The sequence below is a fragment of the Streptomyces sp. NPDC041784 genome, from assembly GCF_055591025.1.
In genome coordinates this window covers 1-16,972 of the sequence record NZ_JBVJAB010000066.1, presented here as the reverse complement: position 1 = coordinate 16,972, position 16,972 = coordinate 1, and the positions used below count along the sequence as shown (strand labels likewise).

Here is a 16,972-nt window from a genome sequence, read left to right as displayed (position 1 = left end):
CTCCTCCGCCTTGCAGCTGCACGCACCACACCCCGCTCACCGGCACTACCGAGGCACCGTCGCTTTCCTGCGACTTGATCGGCCGGACAGGTCCTGGTGTGGCTGGGGATCCTGTTCGTCACCACGGTGGCCCCGCACCACATGTCCCCGGAGTTCGAGCAGGAGTTCCTGCGCCGGCGGTCCACCGACATCGACGGGCTGTCGAGCCATCCCCGTACGGGTGCTGGTGGCGAGCGCGATGTGGATCGACGGCGGGTACTGGCTGCCGTACGCCGTGCTGTACTCCGTCTTCCACGCCCGGGCGGAGCGCTGGCTGGGGACCCTGCGTTGGCTGGTGGTGTGCGGGGCGGCGCATGTGCTGGCGACGCTGATCAGCGAGGGCTTGCCGGCGCGGGCGATCACGGACGGCGGCGCCCCGGCGCCGGCGGTGAACACGGTGGACGTCGGAGTGAGTTACGCGCTGTCGGGCGTCGTCGCCGTGCTCGTGTACCGGATCCGTACGCCGTGGCGGTACCCGTATCTCGTGGTCGTGCTGCTCGTCCACACCTGCCCGCTGACCACCGGGGCGAGCTTCACGGACCTCGGCCACTTCGTCTCCGTGCTCGTCGGACTCGCCTGTTGTCCGCTGGTCACAGGGCGGGGAAGAGTACGGAATCCGAAGGAGACAGGGCCGTCGGGCCGGGTTAACGTCCGCCCATGAGCAGCTCGGCAAGCGATGTCGTGAACGGCGGGATCTCCTTCTGGTACGCGGACGACGGCCTCCCGGCGGTCCGGGAACCGCTCGCCGGTGACGCGTCCGCCGACGTCGTGATCGTCGGCGGCGGGTACACCGGGCTGTGGACCGCGTACTACCTGAAGAAGGCGGCCCCGGACCTCAGGGTCACCGTCCTGGAGCAGCGGTTCTGCGGTTACGGCGCCTCCGGGCGCAACGGCGGCTGGCTGTACAACGGCATCGCCGGCCGCGACCGGTACGCCGCGCTGCACGGCCGGGAGGCCGCCGTACGGCTCCAGCGGGCCATGAACGACACCGTCGACGAGGTCGTGCGGGTGGCGAAGGCCGAGGGCATCGACGCCGGCATCCACCGGGGCGGCGTCCTGGAGGTCGCCCGGACCCCCGCGCAGCTGGCCCGGCTGAAGGAGTTCCACGCCCACGAACTGGCCTACGGGGAGCAGGACCGCGAGCTGTACGACGCCCGGGAGACGGCGGAGCGGGTGCGGGTCGCGGGAGCCGTCGGGTCGACCTGGACGCCGCACGGCGCCCGGGTGCATCCGGTGCGGCTGGTGAAGGGGCTGGCGGCCGTCGTCGAGGCGCTCGGCGTGGACATCCACGAGTCGACCCCGGTGACCGAGATCCACGCGCGGCGGGCCGTCACCCCGTACGGGACCGTGCGGGCGCCGTACGTGCTGCGGTGCACCGAGGGCTTCACGGCCGCGCTGAAGGGCGAGAAGCGGACCTGGCTGCCGATGAACTCCTCGATGATCGCCACCGAACCGCTCACCGACGAGCAGTGGGCGGCGGTCGGCTGGGACGGGCGCGAGACGCTCGGCGACATGGCGCACGTCTACATGTACGCCCAGCGCACCGCCGACGGGCGGATCGCGCTGGGCGGGCGCGGAGTGCCGTACCGCTTCGGGTCGCGCACGGACCACGACGGGCGGACGCAGCCCGCGACGGTCGAGGCGCTGCGGGAGATCCTCGTCGGGTTCTTCCCGGCGCTGGCCGGGGTGCGCGTCGAGCACGCCTGGTCGGGGGTGCTGGGCGTGCCGCGCGACTGGTGCGCGACGGTCACCCTGGACCGGGCCACCGGCCTGGGCTGGGCGGGTGGTTACGTCGGTTCCGGCGTCGCCACCGCCAATCTCGCCGGACGGACCCTGTGCGACCTGGTCCGGCTGGACTCCGGCGCGGCCGGGCCCACCGCGCTGACCGGCCTGCCGTGGGTCGGCCACAAGGTGCGCAAGTGGGAGCCGGAGCCGTTGCGCTGGCTGGGTGTGCAGGGCATGTACGCCACCTACCGCGCCGCCGACCGCCGGGAGACCGAACGCCACAGCGCCGGCTCCTCCCGGCTGGCCCGGATCGCGGACCGGGTGGCGGGGCGGCACTGAGTCGCGAGGCGGCACTGAATCGCGGCGATGCGCTGAGCCGCGGGGAGGAGCCGGGCGGAGGGGAAGGGCCGGGCCCTCGGGTCCGTCCCCGGCTCAGGCCAGCGACTCCGTCCCCGGTACGGCCGCCGGTGCCGGGACCTCGTGCTTCGGGGGGTGGGTCGTCACCATCAGGCCCGCGACCAGGCCGGCCAGCAGCATGATTCCGGCGGCCCACCACAGGGCGACCGTGTAGCCGTGGACGATGCCCTCGCGGGCGACCAGGTCCCGCCCGTCGGGGTCGGTGAGATGGGCCGCGATGTAGGCGGTGCCGCTGGTGGTGGCGATCGTGTTGAGCAGTGCCGTACCGATGGAACCGCCGACCTGCTGCGAGGTGTTGACGGTGGCCGAGGTGACGCCGGCGTCCTGCGGGGCGACCCCGGCCGTGGCCGTGGAGAACACCGGCATGAAGGTCAGGCCCATGCCGAGGCCCATCAGGAGCAGCGCGGGCAGGATCTCGCTCGCGTAGGAGGAGTCCACCGTGAGCTGCGTGAGGATCACCATGCCGCCGGAGGCCAGGAGCATGCCGGGGACCATCAGCATGCGCGGCGGGACGCGGTTGATCAGCCGGGCGGAGATCTGGGTGGAGCCGGTGATGATCGCGGCGGTCAGCGGCAGGAAGGCCAGGCCCGTCTGCACGGGGGAGTAGTCGAGGATGACCTGCAGGTAGTAGGTCATGAACAGGAACACGCCGAACATGCCGATGACGGCCAGGCCCATGGTCAGGAAGCAGCCCGCGCGGTTGCGGTCCTTGATGACATGGAGGGGCAGCAGCGGGACCGGGGCCCGGCGCTGCCACCACACGAAGGCCGCGAGCAGGACGATCCCGGCCGCGAACAGGGCCAGCACCAGCGGGTCGGTCCAGCCGCGCGGCTCGGCCTCGCTGAACCCGGCGACGATCGCGACCAGGCCGCCGCAGCCCAGCAGCACACCGGGCACGTCGAGGCGGGCGGGGTGGCCGGGGCTGTCGTGCAGCAGGGTGAGCGCGCCGAGGACGGCCGCGATCGCGATCGGCACGTTGACGTAGAGGCACCAGCGCCAGTTCAGGTACTCGGTGAGCAGCCCGCCGACGATGAAGCCGATCGCGGCGCCGCTGCCGGCCAGGGCGCCGTAGATGCCGAAGGCCTTGCCGCGCTCCCTGGGGTCGGTGAACGTCGTCGTCAGCAGGCTGAGCGCGGACGGGGCGAGCAGGGCGGCGAAGGCGCCCTGGAGGGCGCGGGCGCAGAACAGCATGCCCGAGGTGGTGGCCGCGCCGCCGAACGCGGAGGCGGCGGCGAAGCCGATCAGCCCGATGACGAACGTGCGCTTGCGGCCCACCAGGTCGGCGACACGGCCGCCGAGCAGGAGCAGACCGCCGAAGGACAGCGTGTAGGCGGTGATCACCCACTGGCGGTTGCCGTCGGAGATCCCCAGGGCGCGTTGCGCGGACGGCAGCGCGATGTTCACGATCGTCGCGTCCAGGACGACCATGAGCTGGGCGAGGGCGATGACCACCAGGCCCCACCAGCGGCGGGGGTCGGCTTCCTGCCGTGGGGCGGCGGATTCACCTGTCCGGGTGACACTCATTGGGTCAGAAGACCATGAATCAGGATGTATCGCACTCCGGACGGGTGATGCGGTCCGCAGCCGCGGACCTGTCGCCGGTCATGGCTCCGGCACCACCACCGTTCACGACCTTCATGGCTCCAGCACCACCTTTCCGGTCGTCCCCCGGTTCTCCAGGGCGCGGTGCGCGGCGGCGGCCTCGGCGAGCGGGAAGCGGTGCACGGCCGGGGTGAGCCGGCCCTCGGCGGCCTCGGTGAGGGCGCGCACTTCCAAGGCCCGCAGACCGCCCGCCTTCTCCAGCATCACCGGCCCGAGCACCGACTCGGAGACGCCCTCGACGAAGAGGCCCTCTCCGGCGTCGAGGCCTTCGGCCGACCAGCCGAAGACGATGTGCCTGCCGCGTGGGCCGAGGAGACCGATCGCCTCGCGGGCGACGTCCCCGCCGACGCCGTCGAAGACGACGGTGGCGGCCCGGCCGCCGAGGAAGGCGCGGACCTTGTCGGGCCAGGCGGGGTCCTTGTAGTCGACGGCGAGATCGGCGCCGTTCGCCGCGACCAGCGCCGTCTTCGCGGGGCCGCCGGCGAGACCGACGACGGTGGCGCCGGCGTTGCGGGCGTACTGCACGAGGAGGGTGCCGATGCCGCCGGCCGCCGCGGGGACCACGGCGACGGTGTCCGGGCCGGGCTCGGCGAACTGGAGGATGCCGAGGGCCGTACGGCCCGTGCCTATCATGGCGACGGCCTGGGCCGGGTCCAGGTTCGCCGGGATCTCGTGCAGGCGGCCGGCGTCGGTGACGGCCAGTTCGGCGTAGCCTCCGGGGGCGAAGCCGAGGTGGGCGACGACCCGCTTGCCGAGCCAGGAGCCCGGTGTCCCCTCGCCGAGCGCCTCGACCACACCGGCGACCTCGCGGCCGGGGATCGTGGGGAGGGGCGTGGGCTCGGGCGCGGGGCCCTTCATGCCTTCGCGCAGGGCGGTGTCGAGCAGGTGCACACCGGCGGCCTCGACGGCGATGCGGACCTGGCCGGGGCCGGGCGCCGGGTCCTCGACCCGCTCGTAGGTGAGGTTCTCGGCGGGGCCGTAGGTGTGCAGACGGATGGCGTGCATGTGGCTTCCCCCAGGAGTGCGGTCTCAGGGCTCCCACTCTTCAACCTCGACCTTGGTTGAGGTCAAGGGTGGTCCGGGGGATTGTCAGTGGCGGGGTGCAGCATGGGGGGCATGGCGAGGACACGGGCAGGCGGGGCGGGCAAGGGGACAGGCGTGAAGGGCGCGCGGCGGCCGGAGGTGCGGCTGCCGGCCCTGGAGCCGTACGAGGGTGGTGAGCTGGAGCCGGACGGGGACTACGACGGGTTGGATTTCCGCGAGACGGACCTCGCCGGACAGGACGGCGCGGGCGCCCGCTTCATGGACTGCGCGCTGACCGGCTGCACGCTGGACGGGACGCGGCTGCACCACGCCCGGCTGCTCGACTCGGTCCTCACCGGCATCCGGGGCGTCGGCACCCAGCTCGCCGAGTCGACACTGCGGGACGTCGAGCTGGTGGACGCCCGGCTGGGCGGCACCCAGCTGCATGGCGCCGTGCTGGAGCGGGTGGTGGTCCGCGGCGGCAAGATCGACTATCTGAACCTGCGTCAGGCGCGGCTGCGGGACGTCGTCTTCGAGTCCTGCGTGCTGGTCGAGCCGGACTTCGGCGGGGCCCGGCTGGAGCGGGTCGAGTTCGTGGACTGCGCGCTGAGATCCGCCGACCTCACCGCGGCGACCCTGACGGACGTGGACCTGCGCGGCGCCACGGAACTCACCGTCGCGGCGGGTGTGGACCGGCTGTCGGGAGCGGTGATCAGCGCCGGGCAGCTGCTGGACCTGGCGCCGGTGCTGGCGGGGCAGCTGGGGATCAGGGTGGAGGGCTGAGGGGATCAAGGCGGAGGGCTGAGGGGGATCAGGGTGGAGGGGGCTGAGGGGGGCTGAGCAGGGTCACCCGATCCTCGGGAACTTCGCCTGGAGCGTCCAGATCGCCGGGTTCTCGCCCAGGTCCTCGTGCAGATCGACCAGGTCGGCGAGGAGGTCGTGCAGGAAGTCGCGGGACTCGCGGCGCAGTTCGGCGTGGGAGAAGGTGAGCGGGGCTTCCTCGGCCGGCATCCAGTCGGCCTCGATGTCCACCCAGCCGAAGCGGCGTTCGAAGAGCATGCGGTCGGTGGACTCGGTGAAGTCCAGTTCGGCGTACTGAGGGCGGGAGGCGCGGGAGCCCGCCGGGTCCTGGTCGATCCGCTCCACGATGTCGCACAGCGCCCACGCGAAGTCGAGCACCGGCACCCATCCCCAGGCTGTGGACAACTCCCGGTCCGCCTTGGCGTCGGCGAGGTAGACGTCCCCGCAGAACAGGTCGTGGCGCAGGGTGTGGACGTCCGCGCGGCGGTAGTCCGTCTGCGGCGGGTCCGGGAAGCGGTTGGAGAGGGCATAGCCGATGTCGAGCACGTAGGGATGGTGTCACGCCTCCTCGTCCGGGCCCGCCCTCCCCATAGGATCCCTGACATGTCCCGATCCGTGCGCCTTGTCCCGGCCGCCTTACTGCTGACCACCGCCCTCGCTCTGACCGGCTGCGACGGCGGATCGGGAGACGGCGCGCACCACGGATCGTCCGGCGTGGGCGACCCCTACTTCCCGAAGGCGGGCAACGGCGGCTACGACGTCTCCCACTACGGCCTGACCCTCGCCTACGACCCCGACGGCGAGCGCCTCACCGGCAGGGCGGTGATCACGGCCCGCGCCACGCAGGACCTCGCCTCCTTCGACCTCGATCTGAAGGGCCTGGACGTCACGAAGGTCATGGTCGAGGGCCGCGAGGCCGGCACCGACCGCGACGGCCAGGAACTGACCGTCCGCCCGCCCGACCGACTGGCACAGGGCGAGACCTTCGAGGTGACGGTGAGCTACGCCGGCCGGCCACGGACGATCACCGACCCGGACGGCTCCGAGGAGGGCTGGCTGCCCACCGAGGACGGGGCACTGGCGCTCGGCGAACCGACCGGCTCCATGGCCTGGTTCCCCGGCAGCCACCACCCCTCCGACAAGGCGTCGTACGACGTCGCCGTGACGGTCCCGAAGGGCCTGACGGCCGTCTCCAACGGCGAGCTGAGGAGCGAGCGGACCAGCGGCGGGCGCACCACGTTCGCCTGGCGTACCGCCGAGCCCATGGCGAGCCACGCCGCCACCCTGGCGATCGGCCGGTACACGGTCACCGAGTCCACGACGCCCGGCGGTCTGCCGGTGTACGTCGCGGTCGACCCGACGCAGTCCGAGGCGAGCCGCGCGGTGCTCGCCCGGCTCCCCGAGGTGATGGAGTGGGCCGAGGACAACTTCGGCCCGTACCCGTTCTCCTCCACCGGCGCGATCGTCGACCGCCCCGAGGACGCCGGCTACGCCCTGGAGACCCAGAACCGGCCGGTCTACCCCGGCGCCCCCGACACCGTGACCCTCGTCCACGAGACCGCCCACCAGTGGTTCGGCGACTCCGTCACGCCGAGGACCTGGCAGGACATGTGGCTCAACGAGGGCCTCGCGACCTATGCCGAGTGGCTGTGGACGGAGGACGAGGGCGGCGCCACGGCGGAGGAGACCTTCACCGAGCTGTACGACCACGGCGAGGAGACGTACGAGGACCTCTGGGACTTCCCGCCCGGGAAGCCCACCAGCGCCGCGCACATCTCCGACGCCCCGGTCTATCAGCGCGGCGCGATGGTGATCCACCTGATCCGCGAGACGGTCGGCGACGACGCCTTCTACGACCTCGTGCAGGGCTGGACCGCCGCCCACCGCCACGGCACCGCGGACACGGACGACTTCACGGCGTACGTGGAACGACAGGCCCCGGACGAGGACTTCGACGCGATCTGGGACGACTGGCTCCACGGAGAGGGACAGCCGGAGCTGCCCTGACGGCGGCCGGAGACCGACGCGGGGTCGGGGGTCGGGGGTCGGGTCAGTCCGGCCGGTCTTCTCCGTGGGGCGGGCGCAGGCGCTTGCGCAGTACGGCGCAGGGGCGGGCGAGCCGAAGGTCGGGGCGCCGGTCGACGACCTCGTAGCCGAGGGCGGTCCAGAAGGCCAGGCCCCTGGGGTTGGCGTCGAGGACGGCGAGGCGTACGGCGCCGCGGCCGGCCTGCCGGAACCGCTCCTCCACCCGCTCGGCGATCCGCCGTCCGTGCCCCTGTCCCTGGACGGCGGCGTCCACGAGCAGCAGCCCGATCCAGGGGTCGGGGTCGGCCGGGTCGGGATGGCGCGCGAGGGTGATCACGACCCCGACGAGCCGCCCCTGGCTGCGGGCGAGCAGGACCTCGACGTCCGGATGGGCCAGCTCCTGCGCGAGCGCGGCCGCGACCTGCTCCGGGCGGATGTCGTCCGGGTCGGGGAAGTCGCCGCTGAGCGCCTGGAACTCGTGGTCGGAGGCGTACAGGGCGGTGAGTTCGGTGAGGAGGGGCGGCGGGATGTCGTGGTCGGGGGTGAGGGGGAGCGGGGTCAGGAGCATGCGAGGGAGGGTAGAACGCCGGGCACCGCCACGGGGGGCCCGGATCGCCGGGCCCGCCTCCTTCCGCGTTCAGGAATAGCCCCGTACCGCGCCGAGTTGCCAGGGGCATGACGACGACTGTGCCGACGCCCGAGGTCCTGCGCTACACCGCCTTCTCCAGCACCCCCGACGGCGGGAACCCCGCCGGTGTCGTGCTGGACGCCACCGGCCTGGACGACAGCGAGATGCTGGCCATCGCCGCCGACCTCGGATACTCGGAGTCCGCGTTCCTGACCGCGCCCCCGGAGGGACTCGGCGGCCGGGAGGGGCTCGGCGGCACGGAGGGGCGGGCGTACACCATCCGCTACTTCAGCCCCAAGGCCGAGGTGCCGTTCTGCGGGCACGCCACCGTCGCCACCGCCGTCGCGCTCGCCGAGCGGATCGGCCCCGGGGAGCTGGTGTTCGCGACGCGCGCCGGCACCGTACCGGTGGAGGTGGCCGAGGAGGGCGGCACCGTCCGGGCCACGCTCACCAGCGTCGAACCGCACGTCGAGGAGATCGCCGACGCCGACCTCGCGGAGGCGCTGGCCGCGCTCGACTGGCCGGCCGCCGATCTCGACCCGGCCTTCCCGCCCCGTATCGCGTTCGCCGGCGCCCGGCATCTCGTTCTCGCGGGGGCGACGCGCGCTCGCCTCGCGGATCTCGCGTACGACTTCGCGCGCCTCGAAGCCCTGATGCACCGCCTGGACCTGACCACGGTCCAGCTGGTGTGGCGGGAGTCGGCCACCGTCTTCCATGTCCGTGACCCGTTCCCCGTCGGCGGCGTCGTCGAGGACCCGGCGACCGGCGCCGCGGCCGCCGCGTTCGGCGCCTACGTCCGTGAACTCGGCCTGGTCCCCGAGGACGCCGTCCTCACCCTGCACCAGGGCGAGGACCTGGGCCGGCCCGGCGAGCTGACGGTGACGCTGCGCGCGGGTGACCCGCGCGTCCGGGTCGGCGGCGCGGGGGCTCGCATCGGCTGAGGCGCCGGACACGCGCGGAGCCCCCGGCTCGCCCGAGGGCGTGACCGGGGGCTCCGCGCGAGCCGGGGCGTCGGATCAGACGTTGACGCCGAAGTCCTGGGCGATGCCCGCCAGGCCCGAGGCGTAGCCCTGGCCGACGGCGCGGAACTTCCACTCCGCGCCGTTGCGGTACAGCTCACCGAAGACCATGGCGGTCTCGGTCGCCGCGTCCTCCGAGAGGTCGTAGCGGGCGATCTCGGCACCGCCGGCCTGGTTGACGATACGGATGTAGGCGTTGCGGACCTGGCCGAAGTTCTGCGAGCGGTTCTCCGCGTCGTAGATCGAGACCGGGAAGACGATCTTGTCGACGTCGGCCGGGAGGCCGGCCAGGTTGACGTTGATCGCCTCGTCGTCGCCCGCGCCCTCACCGGTGCGGTTGTCGCCGGTGTGGACAATGGTCTGGTCCGGCGTCTGCTTGTTGTTGAAGAAGACGAAGTGGCCGTCCGAGTAGACCTTGCCCTGGGGGTTGACCGCGATCGCCGAGGCGTCGAGGTCGAAGTCCGTGCCGGTGGTGGTGCGGACGTCCCAGCCGAGGCCCACGGTGACGGCGGTCAGGCCCGGAGCCTCCTTGGTGAGCGAGACGTTGCCACCCTTGGACAGGCTTACAGCCATGGTTGGGAGTCCTTTCCCTCGTTGCGTAGAGGCTTCGTGCGGCACGAAGCTACAGCTATCCCTATGAACGCAGTGAAGGGGGCCGAAGGTTCCCCGTGTCTTTACTTTCTTTACCAAGTGTCCCCCGGCCGGACGGTGGCACCCGCGATATTGGGGTGACGTGGACCGGACAGAGGCGGGACCATGGACGACATGTCCGGTCCCTATCTCATCCGCGGTTCCGTCGCCCTGCCCGAGGCGGAGCTGATCTGGCGCTTCTCGCGGTCCTCGGGGCCGGGTGGCCAGCACGTCAACACCAGTGACTCGCAGGTGGAGCTGCGCTTCGACCTGGCCCGCACCGAGGCGCTGCCCGAGGTGTGGAAGGCGCGGGCGCTGGAGCGGCTGGCCGGGCGGCTGGTCGACGGGGTCGTCGCCGTCCGTGCCTCCGAGCACCGGTCCCAGTGGCGCAACCGCGAGACCGCCGCCGTACGCCTCGCGGCGCTGCTCGCGGAGGCCACGGCGCCGCCGCCGAAGCCGCGCCGGCCGACCCGGATCCCGCGCGGGATCAACGAGCGCCGGCTGCGGGAGAAGAAGCAGCGCGCGGAGACCAAGCGGGGGCGGACCGGCCGCGACTGGGGCTGATCCGCCCCCGCTGTCCCTCGTCCGTCCTCGTCACACTCCCGCCGCGCGATCCGTCATGTCGTCGACGACGGATCGCGACGAGAGGCTGTGACGACACATGAGCGAGTACGCATTCCTGGCCGACCGCTTCGAGGAGCACCGCGGGCAGCTGCGCGCCGTCGCCCACCGCATGCTCGGTTCGCTCGCCGAGGCCGACGACGCCGTGCAGGAGGCGTGGGTGCGGCTCAGCCGGAGCGGGGACGACGGGATCGACAACCTCGGGGGCTGGCTGACGACCGTCGTCGGACGGGTCTGCCTGGACATGCTGCGCTCGCGCCGCTCCCGCGCGGAGGAGCCGCTGGAGGCCTGGACGCCGGAGCTCTCGGCGGGGCCGTCGGACCCGGTGCAGGACGTCCTGCTCGCCGACTCCGTGGGCGTCGCCCTCCTCGTCGTCCTCGACACCCTCACCCCCGCCGAACGGCTGGCCTTCGTCCTGCACGACCTGTTCGCCGTGCCGTACGACGAGGTCGCGGGCGTCGTCGGCAGGTCCCCGGCCGCCGCCCGGCAGCTCGCCAGCCGGGCCCGGCGCCGGGTGCGGGACGCGGGGGCGCCCGAGGGGCGGCCCGCCGATCCCGCCCGGCGGCGGGCGGTCGTCGACGCCTTCCTCGCCGCCGCCCGGCAGGGTGACCTGGCGGGGCTGCTGGACGTCCTCGACCCGGACGTCGTGGCCCGCACCGAGGCCGGCGTGACCACCGGCGCGACGGCGGTCGCCTCCGCGGCGGCCCGCTTCGCCGCACTGGCCCGGGTGTCCGTGCCGGCGCTCGTCGACGGGGCGACCGGGTTGGCGGTGCCGGTGGGCGGGCGCGTGGAGCGTGCCCTCGCCTTCACGTTCGTACACGATCGGATCGCCGTGATCGACATCATCACCGACCCCGGACGCCTGGCCGGGCTCGACGTCACCCTCCTCTGAGGGGCCGGGCGAGTGCTCCGGACGAGTGGTCACGGCACGTGCTCCGGGCGGGCCGTCCGGTCAGTCCAGCGCCAGGACGCCCACCGTCTCTTCCTCGCTGCGCTCCCCGGTGTCCCGGAAGCCGAGGCCGAGGTAGAAGTTCTCCGGGCCGTGGTCGCCGGGGTGCCAGGTGACGTACAGCTGCCTGCCGCCCCGGCGGCGGATCTCCTCGGCGACCGACCGTACGGCGAACCGGCCGTAGCCCCGGCCCTGCTCGCCGGCCGCGATGTTCAGGCGCCACAGGCCGGAGCGGATCGGGCCGCCGCCGTCGTCGTTCCAGTCGATGTCGAAGAAGGCCATGAGGAAGCCGACGGGACGGTCGCCGTCGACGATGAGGCGGGGCCAGGCGACGCCGGGATGGACGTATGCCTCGGCGAGCGACTTCACCACCGGGCTGACCGCGAATTCCTGTTCCGGGCGCACCCGAATTCCCAGCGCGGCGTCGATGTTCGCGCGTGTGATTTCTTCGAGCCTGAGGAAAGACCCGGAAGAAGAGGCCGAAGTCGGGGCCGAAGTCGGGGTCGATGTCGGGGTCGATGTCGGGGTCGAAGTCGAGGGCGATGGCGTCGTCATCCGGGCACCGTAGGACGGCGGGCGGGGACCGGCCACCGAATTCCCGCTCACCCCAACTGCCGGTACCTGCCCCGGAAATACACCAGCGGTCCGCCGTCCGCGCTCGGCATCCGCGCGCCCAGCACCCGGCCGATCACCAGCGTGTGGTCGCCCGCCGGCACCCGCTGCTCGGTACGGCACTCCAGGGTGCCCAGCGCCCCGCCCACGAGCGGCGCGCCGGTGATCGCGCCGAGGGTGTACGGGATGTCCTCGAAGAGCAGCCGGTCGCTGAGGCGGCCCTTCATCGCGAACCGGCCGGCGATGTGCCGCTGGCTCTCGGCGAGCACCGACACCGCCCACAGGGGCTGTTCGTCGAGCAGGTCGTCCATGCGGGAGCCCGCGCGCAGGCTGACCAGGACCAGCGGCGGGTCCAGGGAGACCGACAGGAAGGCGGTGGCCGTCATGCCGGCGTACTCGCCCTGCGGCGCCCGGGGGTCGTCCGGGTCCAGCGGCGGCTCCTGCGCGGTCACCAGGACCACTCCGCCCGCCAGCCGGGACATGACCGCGCGGAACTCGTCGTTGCTCACCCCCACAGCATGCCCGGGGGCCGGGCCGGGGGCGGGGACAGGGGGAGTCTTCAGTACGTCTGGAGGCAGCACCCTCCGCACGCTAGTGTCCGCCCGGACGGCCCCGCATCGGGCTTGCGCCCGAGGACGGTCCGGTCCCGGTCGTAGGACCCCCGACGGATCCCGGATTCGTCGATCTTGAGGTAGCGGAGCGATTCACCGGCCGTTCCCGTACGCTCGGCCATGTGTTGTCATACGCTCAGTAAACACACAGGGAAAACGCAGAAACTCCACTCAATTGTTCACGTTCATATGTGACTTGAGTCACAAGGGGCATTAATTGTTGACCCTGTGTACCGAGTGGGCAGCGCGCTGTGATTCAGTGGCGGAGGCGTCACAAGGACACACACACCGACAGACACAGCACCAGAAACGACGTTACGCCGAAGACAACCCTTGATTCGCTGCGAAGTCTCGGGGGGAGGGCGAAGCATGGAGACCGAGTCGGAGCCGTACGTCCGCCTTGCGTCCCTGCGACAGCTGCACCAGGTCATGGCCGACATGAACACGGCCCGCAGCCTGGCCGACACACTGCAGACCGTCGCCGACGGCGTGGTCACCGCACTGGGCTACGAGCTGGCGTGCGTCAACCTCGTACGCCCCGACGGCGATCTCGTGGTCGCCGCCTTCTCCGGGAACCCCGCCGCCGAGGCCCTGATCACCGGCCGGGTCGGCTCGCGCGAGTCCTGGGAGCGGCGCCTGAGCATGGGCGAGACCTGGGGCGACCTGGTCTTCATACCCCACACCGAGGGCTGGATCCTCGACGACGACGACGTCCCGCAGTGGTACACCGACGGGCCCGCGCCCCGCTTCGAGGACGAGTGGCACCCCTCCGACCGGCTCTTCGCGCCGATGTTCACGCCCCCCACGCCCGGCAGCGGCCCCGGCGGCGAGCTGGTCGGCGTCCTGTCCGTGGACCGGCCGCGCAACGGCCGGCGGCCCGGCGCCTGGGGCCGCGAGGCGCTCCAGATGTACGCCTTCCAGGCCGCCATCGCCATCAGCAACGCACGTCTACGCGCGAATATGCAGCGGGCGCTGGTCCGGCTCGAACGCGAGCAGCAGGCCCTGCGCGCCAGTGAGGAATCCTTCCGGCAGGCGTTCGAGTACGCCCCCTCCGGCATGGCCATCGCCGAGATGGGCGGCGACCAGCACGGCCGGATCCTCCGCACCAACGACGCGCTGTGCCGCCTCCTCGGCCGGCCCGCCTCCGCGATGCGCCGCTACTCCTTCTCCGACCTCGTCCACCCCGAGGACATAGGCACCCTGCTCCGTACGTCCGCGGAGGGCGGCCGCGCCGAACTGCGCCTGGGCCGCCGGGACGGCACCTACGTCTGGGTCAGCCTCCGCAACTCCGTCGTCGCCGACGCCGCCGACGGGCCGCGCTTCCTCCTCACTCACGTCGAGGACATCGAGGAGCGCAAGCGCCGCGAGCTCCAGCTCGCCCATCGCGCCTCGCACGACTCCCTCACCGGCCTGCCGAACTCCGCCGAACTGCGCTCGCGCCTCTCCTCCCGGCTCTGCCAGCGCCCCCAGTCGACCCACCCGGCCGCCGTCGACGTCATGGACCAGGTCTACGGCCACCCCGCCTTCGACGCCAACGGCCACGGCTTCGACTACCGGCCCGGCGGTGTGGAGGCGCTCGACGCCTACGACCACCACGTGCACACCGTCGCCCCCGAGGAGGGCGCCCGCGACGACGGCGCCAAGGGCCTCGCGGTGCTCTTCTGCGACCTCGACGGCTTCAAGTCGATCAACGACCGGTTCGGGCACAACGCGGGCGACGCGGTCCTCATCGAGGTCGCCCGGCGGCTGTCGCACTGTGTGCGCGACGGCGACACCGTCGCCCGGCTCGGCGGCGACGAGTTCGTCATCCTCGCCGACGGGCTCGGCCGCGCCGACGCCCAGGACCTCGCCGTACGCCTGCGCAACGAGATCATCCAGCCGATCCGCGCCGAGGGACGTGCCGTCCGGGTCGGTGCCAGCTTCGGCATCGGGTGGGCGCACTGCGGGATGACCGCGGACGAAGTGCTGAAGTCCGCCGACGAACGGATGTACGTCGAGAAACGATCTCGTCCCAAACAGCACAGACGTGCGGGATGATCACCAGGTCAGTGGCCCGGTTACCGAGCTGATGCGATCCGAGTCACCTGTTTGGGGCATGGGGAGCGGGTAGGCTCGCCATTCTCACCTTGCATCGCATCAACCCCGCACCTGTTGAGGAGTACGAAGGGATGACGCCCGGCAACAACGGCGCGAGCACGCCCGAGGACGACGACCCGTTCGGCTACCTCTACGCCGACGGTCAGGCCAACGGGGCCCAGCCGCCCTCCGGTGGTGGCTACGGCTACCCCAACTCGGTCAGCCGGGTGCGCGCGGTCGGCGAGCGCCAGTACGGACAGCCACAGCAGACGGCCCAGTACGGGCAGTACGGCGGCCAGCCGACCGTCCCCCAACAGGGCGCGCACGGCCAGCCGAACGCCCACTACGCGGCGCCCGAGAGTTTCTCCGCCCCGGGCGGCCCGACGGGCCGTCAGCCGTCCGCGCAGGGTGGTGGCGGCGGCCGGGGCCGGGGCCCCAACACCAAGGGGCTGCTGATCGGCGCGGTCGCGGTGGTCGCCGCGGTCGTGGTCGGCATCGTCGTGGTGATGACCAACGGCGACGACGGCACCGACGACAACGCCGGGGGCAACCAGACCTCCGCCGCCCCCTCCACCTCCGCGAGCGCCTCCCCCAGCGAGTCCTCCACCAGCGAGGCGACGGAGAAGGAACTGCCGACGATCGACGCGAAGGCGCTGAAGCTCGGCGGCACCGCGGCCCTGGCCTCGGACGTCCAGGGCGCGCAGGCCGACGGCGGTGTGTACGTGGGCAACCTGAACCAGGTGGGCAATTCCGTGACGTGGACGGTCAACGGGATTCCCGAGGACGGCACGTACACGGTCTTCGCGCACTACAGCGTGCCCGGTGCGGACCAGTCGATGACCCTCACGATCAACGGCAAGAAGTTCGGCAACTCGCTGAGCCTGGAAAACTACGCCAAGGCGGCCGGCGGCGACTTCGTGAACGGCTGGACGACCACCTACGCCTGGCCCAGCCTCACCAAGGGCACCAACACGATCTCCGTCTCCTGCGAGAACGGCGACAAGTGCGACGTGCTGCTGGACCAGCTGTGGCTGAAGAAGGGCCAGGTCAAGGAGTAGCGCCGGATCAGGCCGCGGTGACCTCCCCGGTCACCGCGACCCGGCTCACCAATTCCTCGTACGCCGCCCGGTCGAAGTCGCCCGCTGTCGGGGACAGGACCGTCGCCGCGGCAAGGGCGACCGCGCGGGACAGGCGGTCGGGCCAGGGGAGGTCCTCCACCAGGCCCGAGAGCAGGCCCGCCGAGACGGAGTCGCCGGCGCCTGTCGGGTTGCCGCCGAACCGGGCGGGCGGGGTGGCCCGCCAGCGGCCCTCCGGGGTCGCCGCGACCAGCCCCTCGGCCCCCAGGGAGGCCACCACGGACTGGGCGCCCCGTCGGCGGGCGTCCTGAGTCGCCCTCAGCGGCTCGTGGGAGCCGGTGAGTTCGGCCAGTTCGTCGGCGTTCGGCTTGACGATGTCCGGGCGGGCGGCGACCCCCCGGCGCAGCGGCTCCCCGCTGGTGTCCAGCAGGACCGGTACACCCGCGGACCGTGCCGTACGCACCAGGCCCGCGTACGCGCCCACCGGCACCCCCGGCGGCAGACTGCCGCAGAGGGCCACCGCCTCGGCGCCGGCCACCAGTTCCTCGTACGCCGCCAGGAAGGCGGACCACTCGGCGGGGATGACGAGCGGGCCGGGCTCGTTGAGCTGGGTCGCGTCGCCGGTGCGGGCGTCGACGACGGCGACCGTGCGGCGGGAGGGCCCGGAGACCGGGACGAGCGCGTCCACGACCCCGGTGAGCCGTTCCCGTATCTCGCGGCCGGTGCCGCCGCCCGCGAACCCGGTGACCGTCACCTCGTGCCCGAGCGCGGCCAGCACCCGGGCCACGTTCAGCCCTTTGCCGCCGGGCCGTTCCACCACGTCCGTCACCCGGTGCGAGGCGTGCGGCCGCAGCGACGGCACCCGATAGGTGATGTCGAGAGCGGCGTTCAGCGTGACCGTCAGGATCACCTGGACCTCCCCCCGATTACTCGTGCACGTTGCCTTCGGAGGCCTGATCATGCCAAAAGGACGGCGACCGGCCCAGTCCTCGGGTCGGCCACCGTTCCTGTGGGAGAGGACGTTTCAGCGAGATTCTTGCGAGGAACCCCAGGCGTTTACGCCTGGGAGGAATGGCATCGTGTGGTGGCGACGCGGAGCGTCGCAGTGTCCGGGAGTT

General features: G+C 72.4%; 16 protein-coding genes and 1 pseudogene. 9 read left to right on the top strand and 8 right to left on the bottom strand.

Annotated features, from left to right (window positions below; genetic code table 11):
- Positions 1-93: 93 nt before the first annotated feature.
- Positions 94-700, top strand: a pseudogene (locus ACZ6D7_RS46895) (rhomboid-like protein).
- Positions 697-2,103 (top strand): NAD(P)/FAD-dependent oxidoreductase, encoded by a 1,407-nt coding sequence (locus ACZ6D7_RS46890; protein WP_469504979.1) that lies wholly within the window; start codon positions 697-699, stop codon positions 2,101-2,103. Before ACZ6D7_RS46895 ends, ACZ6D7_RS46890 begins: the two are co-directional and overlap by 4 nt.
- A 93-nt stretch (positions 2,104-2,196) precedes the next feature.
- Here ACZ6D7_RS46890 and ACZ6D7_RS46885 read toward each other — a convergent pair whose 3' ends face one another.
- Together ACZ6D7_RS46885 and ACZ6D7_RS46880 are read right to left on the bottom strand one after the other, a co-directional pair.
- A complete protein-coding gene (locus ACZ6D7_RS46885; RefSeq protein WP_469504977.1) occupies positions 2,197-3,705 on the bottom strand; it encodes an MFS transporter in 1,509 nt (502 codons plus the stop codon).
- A gap of 111 nt (positions 3,706-3,816) precedes the next feature.
- Positions 3,817-4,788, bottom strand: coding sequence for a zinc-binding dehydrogenase (locus ACZ6D7_RS46880; RefSeq protein WP_469504975.1), 972 nt, complete (start codon positions 4,786-4,788; stop codon positions 3,817-3,819).
- A gap of 111 nt (positions 4,789-4,899) precedes the next feature.
- On the opposite strand from ACZ6D7_RS46880, the gene ACZ6D7_RS46875 reads away from it, so the two are divergent.
- Positions 4,900-5,589, top strand: a complete 690-nt coding sequence (locus tag ACZ6D7_RS46875; protein ID WP_469504974.1) for a pentapeptide repeat-containing protein — start codon at positions 4,900-4,902, stop codon at positions 5,587-5,589.
- 63 nt (positions 5,590-5,652) lie between these two features.
- Here ACZ6D7_RS46875 and ACZ6D7_RS46870 read toward each other — a convergent pair whose 3' ends face one another.
- Positions 5,653-6,153: a hypothetical protein gene (locus ACZ6D7_RS46870; protein ID WP_469504972.1), complete on the bottom strand. Its 501-nt coding sequence runs from the start codon at positions 6,151-6,153 to the stop codon at positions 5,653-5,655.
- Between the two features lie 57 nt (positions 6,154-6,210).
- On the opposite strand from ACZ6D7_RS46870, the gene ACZ6D7_RS46865 reads away from it, so the two are divergent.
- Positions 6,211-7,614 (top strand): M1 family metallopeptidase, encoded by a 1,404-nt coding sequence (locus tag ACZ6D7_RS46865; RefSeq protein WP_469504970.1) that lies wholly within the window; start codon positions 6,211-6,213, stop codon positions 7,612-7,614.
- A 43-nt stretch (positions 7,615-7,657) separates the two neighbouring features.
- Here the strand turns inward: ACZ6D7_RS46865 and ACZ6D7_RS46860 are convergent, their stop codons facing one another.
- Complete coding sequence (locus ACZ6D7_RS46860) at positions 7,658-8,200, bottom strand: GNAT family N-acetyltransferase (protein ID WP_469504968.1); 543 nt, start codon at positions 8,198-8,200, stop codon at positions 7,658-7,660.
- A 107-nt stretch (positions 8,201-8,307) separates the two neighbouring features.
- On the opposite strand from ACZ6D7_RS46860, the gene ACZ6D7_RS46855 reads away from it, so the two are divergent.
- Positions 8,308-9,201: a PhzF family phenazine biosynthesis protein gene (locus tag ACZ6D7_RS46855; protein WP_469504966.1), complete on the top strand. Its 894-nt coding sequence runs from the start codon at positions 8,308-8,310 to the stop codon at positions 9,199-9,201.
- Between the two features lie 75 nt (positions 9,202-9,276).
- Here ACZ6D7_RS46855 and ACZ6D7_RS46850 read toward each other — a convergent pair whose 3' ends face one another.
- On the bottom strand, positions 9,277-9,852 hold the full coding sequence (locus ACZ6D7_RS46850; RefSeq protein ID WP_030785528.1) for a TerD family protein: 576 nt from the start codon (positions 9,850-9,852) through the stop codon (positions 9,277-9,279).
- Positions 9,853-10,035: 183 nt separating this feature from the next.
- Here ACZ6D7_RS46850 and arfB point away from each other — a divergent pair, with 183 nt between their 5' ends.
- Both arfB and ACZ6D7_RS46840 read left to right on the top strand, forming a co-directional pair.
- Positions 10,036-10,473 (top strand): alternative ribosome rescue aminoacyl-tRNA hydrolase ArfB, encoded by a 438-nt coding sequence (arfB, locus tag ACZ6D7_RS46845; RefSeq protein WP_469504964.1) that lies wholly within the window; start codon positions 10,036-10,038, stop codon positions 10,471-10,473.
- 97 nt (positions 10,474-10,570) lie between these two features.
- Positions 10,571-11,422 carry a sigma-70 family RNA polymerase sigma factor gene (locus tag ACZ6D7_RS46840; protein ID WP_469504962.1) on the top strand — a complete coding sequence of 284 codons (852 nt, stop codon included), beginning with the start codon at positions 10,571-10,573 and terminating at the stop codon, positions 11,420-11,422.
- Between the two features lie 60 nt (positions 11,423-11,482).
- On the opposite strand, the gene ACZ6D7_RS46835 is transcribed toward ACZ6D7_RS46840, so the two are convergent.
- Positions 11,483-11,890 (bottom strand): GNAT family N-acetyltransferase, encoded by a 408-nt coding sequence (locus ACZ6D7_RS46835; RefSeq protein ID WP_469504981.1) that lies wholly within the window; start codon positions 11,888-11,890, stop codon positions 11,483-11,485.
- Between the two features lie 191 nt (positions 11,891-12,081).
- Positions 12,082-12,600, bottom strand: a complete 519-nt coding sequence (locus ACZ6D7_RS46830; RefSeq protein WP_469504960.1) for a flavin reductase family protein — start codon at positions 12,598-12,600, stop codon at positions 12,082-12,084.
- A gap of 471 nt (positions 12,601-13,071) precedes the next feature.
- On the opposite strand from ACZ6D7_RS46830, the gene cdgB reads away from it, so the two are divergent.
- Positions 13,072-14,739, top strand: coding sequence for a diguanylate cyclase CdgB (cdgB, locus tag ACZ6D7_RS46825; RefSeq protein ID WP_469504958.1), 1,668 nt, complete (start codon positions 13,072-13,074; stop codon positions 14,737-14,739).
- Between the two features lie 131 nt (positions 14,740-14,870).
- Entirely contained in the window at positions 14,871-15,836 is a 966-nt protein-coding gene (locus tag ACZ6D7_RS46820) for a carbohydrate-binding protein (protein ID WP_469504956.1), read from the top strand.
- A 7-nt stretch (positions 15,837-15,843) separates the two neighbouring features.
- On the opposite strand, the gene ACZ6D7_RS46815 is transcribed toward ACZ6D7_RS46820, so the two are convergent.
- The gene (locus ACZ6D7_RS46815; protein WP_469504954.1) at positions 15,844-16,764 is read right to left on the bottom strand and encodes a 1-phosphofructokinase family hexose kinase; all 921 of its coding nucleotides are present in this window, start codon (positions 16,762-16,764) and stop codon (positions 15,844-15,846) included.
- Positions 16,765-16,972 lie beyond the last annotated feature (208 nt).

What these genes read in the sequence shown, in the direction of transcription:
- ACZ6D7_RS46890 (WP_469504979.1), top strand. Translation starts at nt 697, where the DNA reads ATGAGCAGCTCGGCAAGCGATGTCGTGAACGGCGGGATCTCCTTCTGG.
- ACZ6D7_RS46885 (WP_469504977.1), bottom strand. Translation starts at nt 3,705, where the DNA reads ATGAGTGTCACCCGGACAGGTGAATCCGCCGCCCCACGGCAGGAAGCC.
- ACZ6D7_RS46880 (WP_469504975.1), bottom strand. Translation starts at nt 4,788, where the DNA reads ATGCACGCCATCCGTCTGCACACCTACGGCCCCGCCGAGAACCTCACC.
- ACZ6D7_RS46875 (WP_469504974.1), top strand. Translation starts at nt 4,900, where the DNA reads ATGGCGAGGACACGGGCAGGCGGGGCGGGCAAGGGGACAGGCGTGAAG.
- ACZ6D7_RS46865 (WP_469504970.1), top strand. Translation starts at nt 6,211, where the DNA reads ATGTCCCGATCCGTGCGCCTTGTCCCGGCCGCCTTACTGCTGACCACC.
- ACZ6D7_RS46860 (WP_469504968.1), bottom strand. Translation starts at nt 8,200, where the DNA reads ATGCTCCTGACCCCGCTCCCCCTCACCCCCGACCACGACATCCCGCCG.
- ACZ6D7_RS46855 (WP_469504966.1), top strand. Translation starts at nt 8,308, where the DNA reads ATGACGACGACTGTGCCGACGCCCGAGGTCCTGCGCTACACCGCCTTC.
- ACZ6D7_RS46850 (WP_030785528.1), bottom strand. Translation starts at nt 9,852, where the DNA reads ATGGCTGTAAGCCTGTCCAAGGGTGGCAACGTCTCGCTCACCAAGGAG.
- arfB (WP_469504964.1), top strand. Translation starts at nt 10,036, where the DNA reads ATGGACGACATGTCCGGTCCCTATCTCATCCGCGGTTCCGTCGCCCTG.
- ACZ6D7_RS46840 (WP_469504962.1), top strand. Translation starts at nt 10,571, where the DNA reads ATGAGCGAGTACGCATTCCTGGCCGACCGCTTCGAGGAGCACCGCGGG.
- cdgB (WP_469504958.1), top strand. Translation starts at nt 13,072, where the DNA reads ATGGAGACCGAGTCGGAGCCGTACGTCCGCCTTGCGTCCCTGCGACAG.
- ACZ6D7_RS46820 (WP_469504956.1), top strand. Translation starts at nt 14,871, where the DNA reads ATGACGCCCGGCAACAACGGCGCGAGCACGCCCGAGGACGACGACCCG.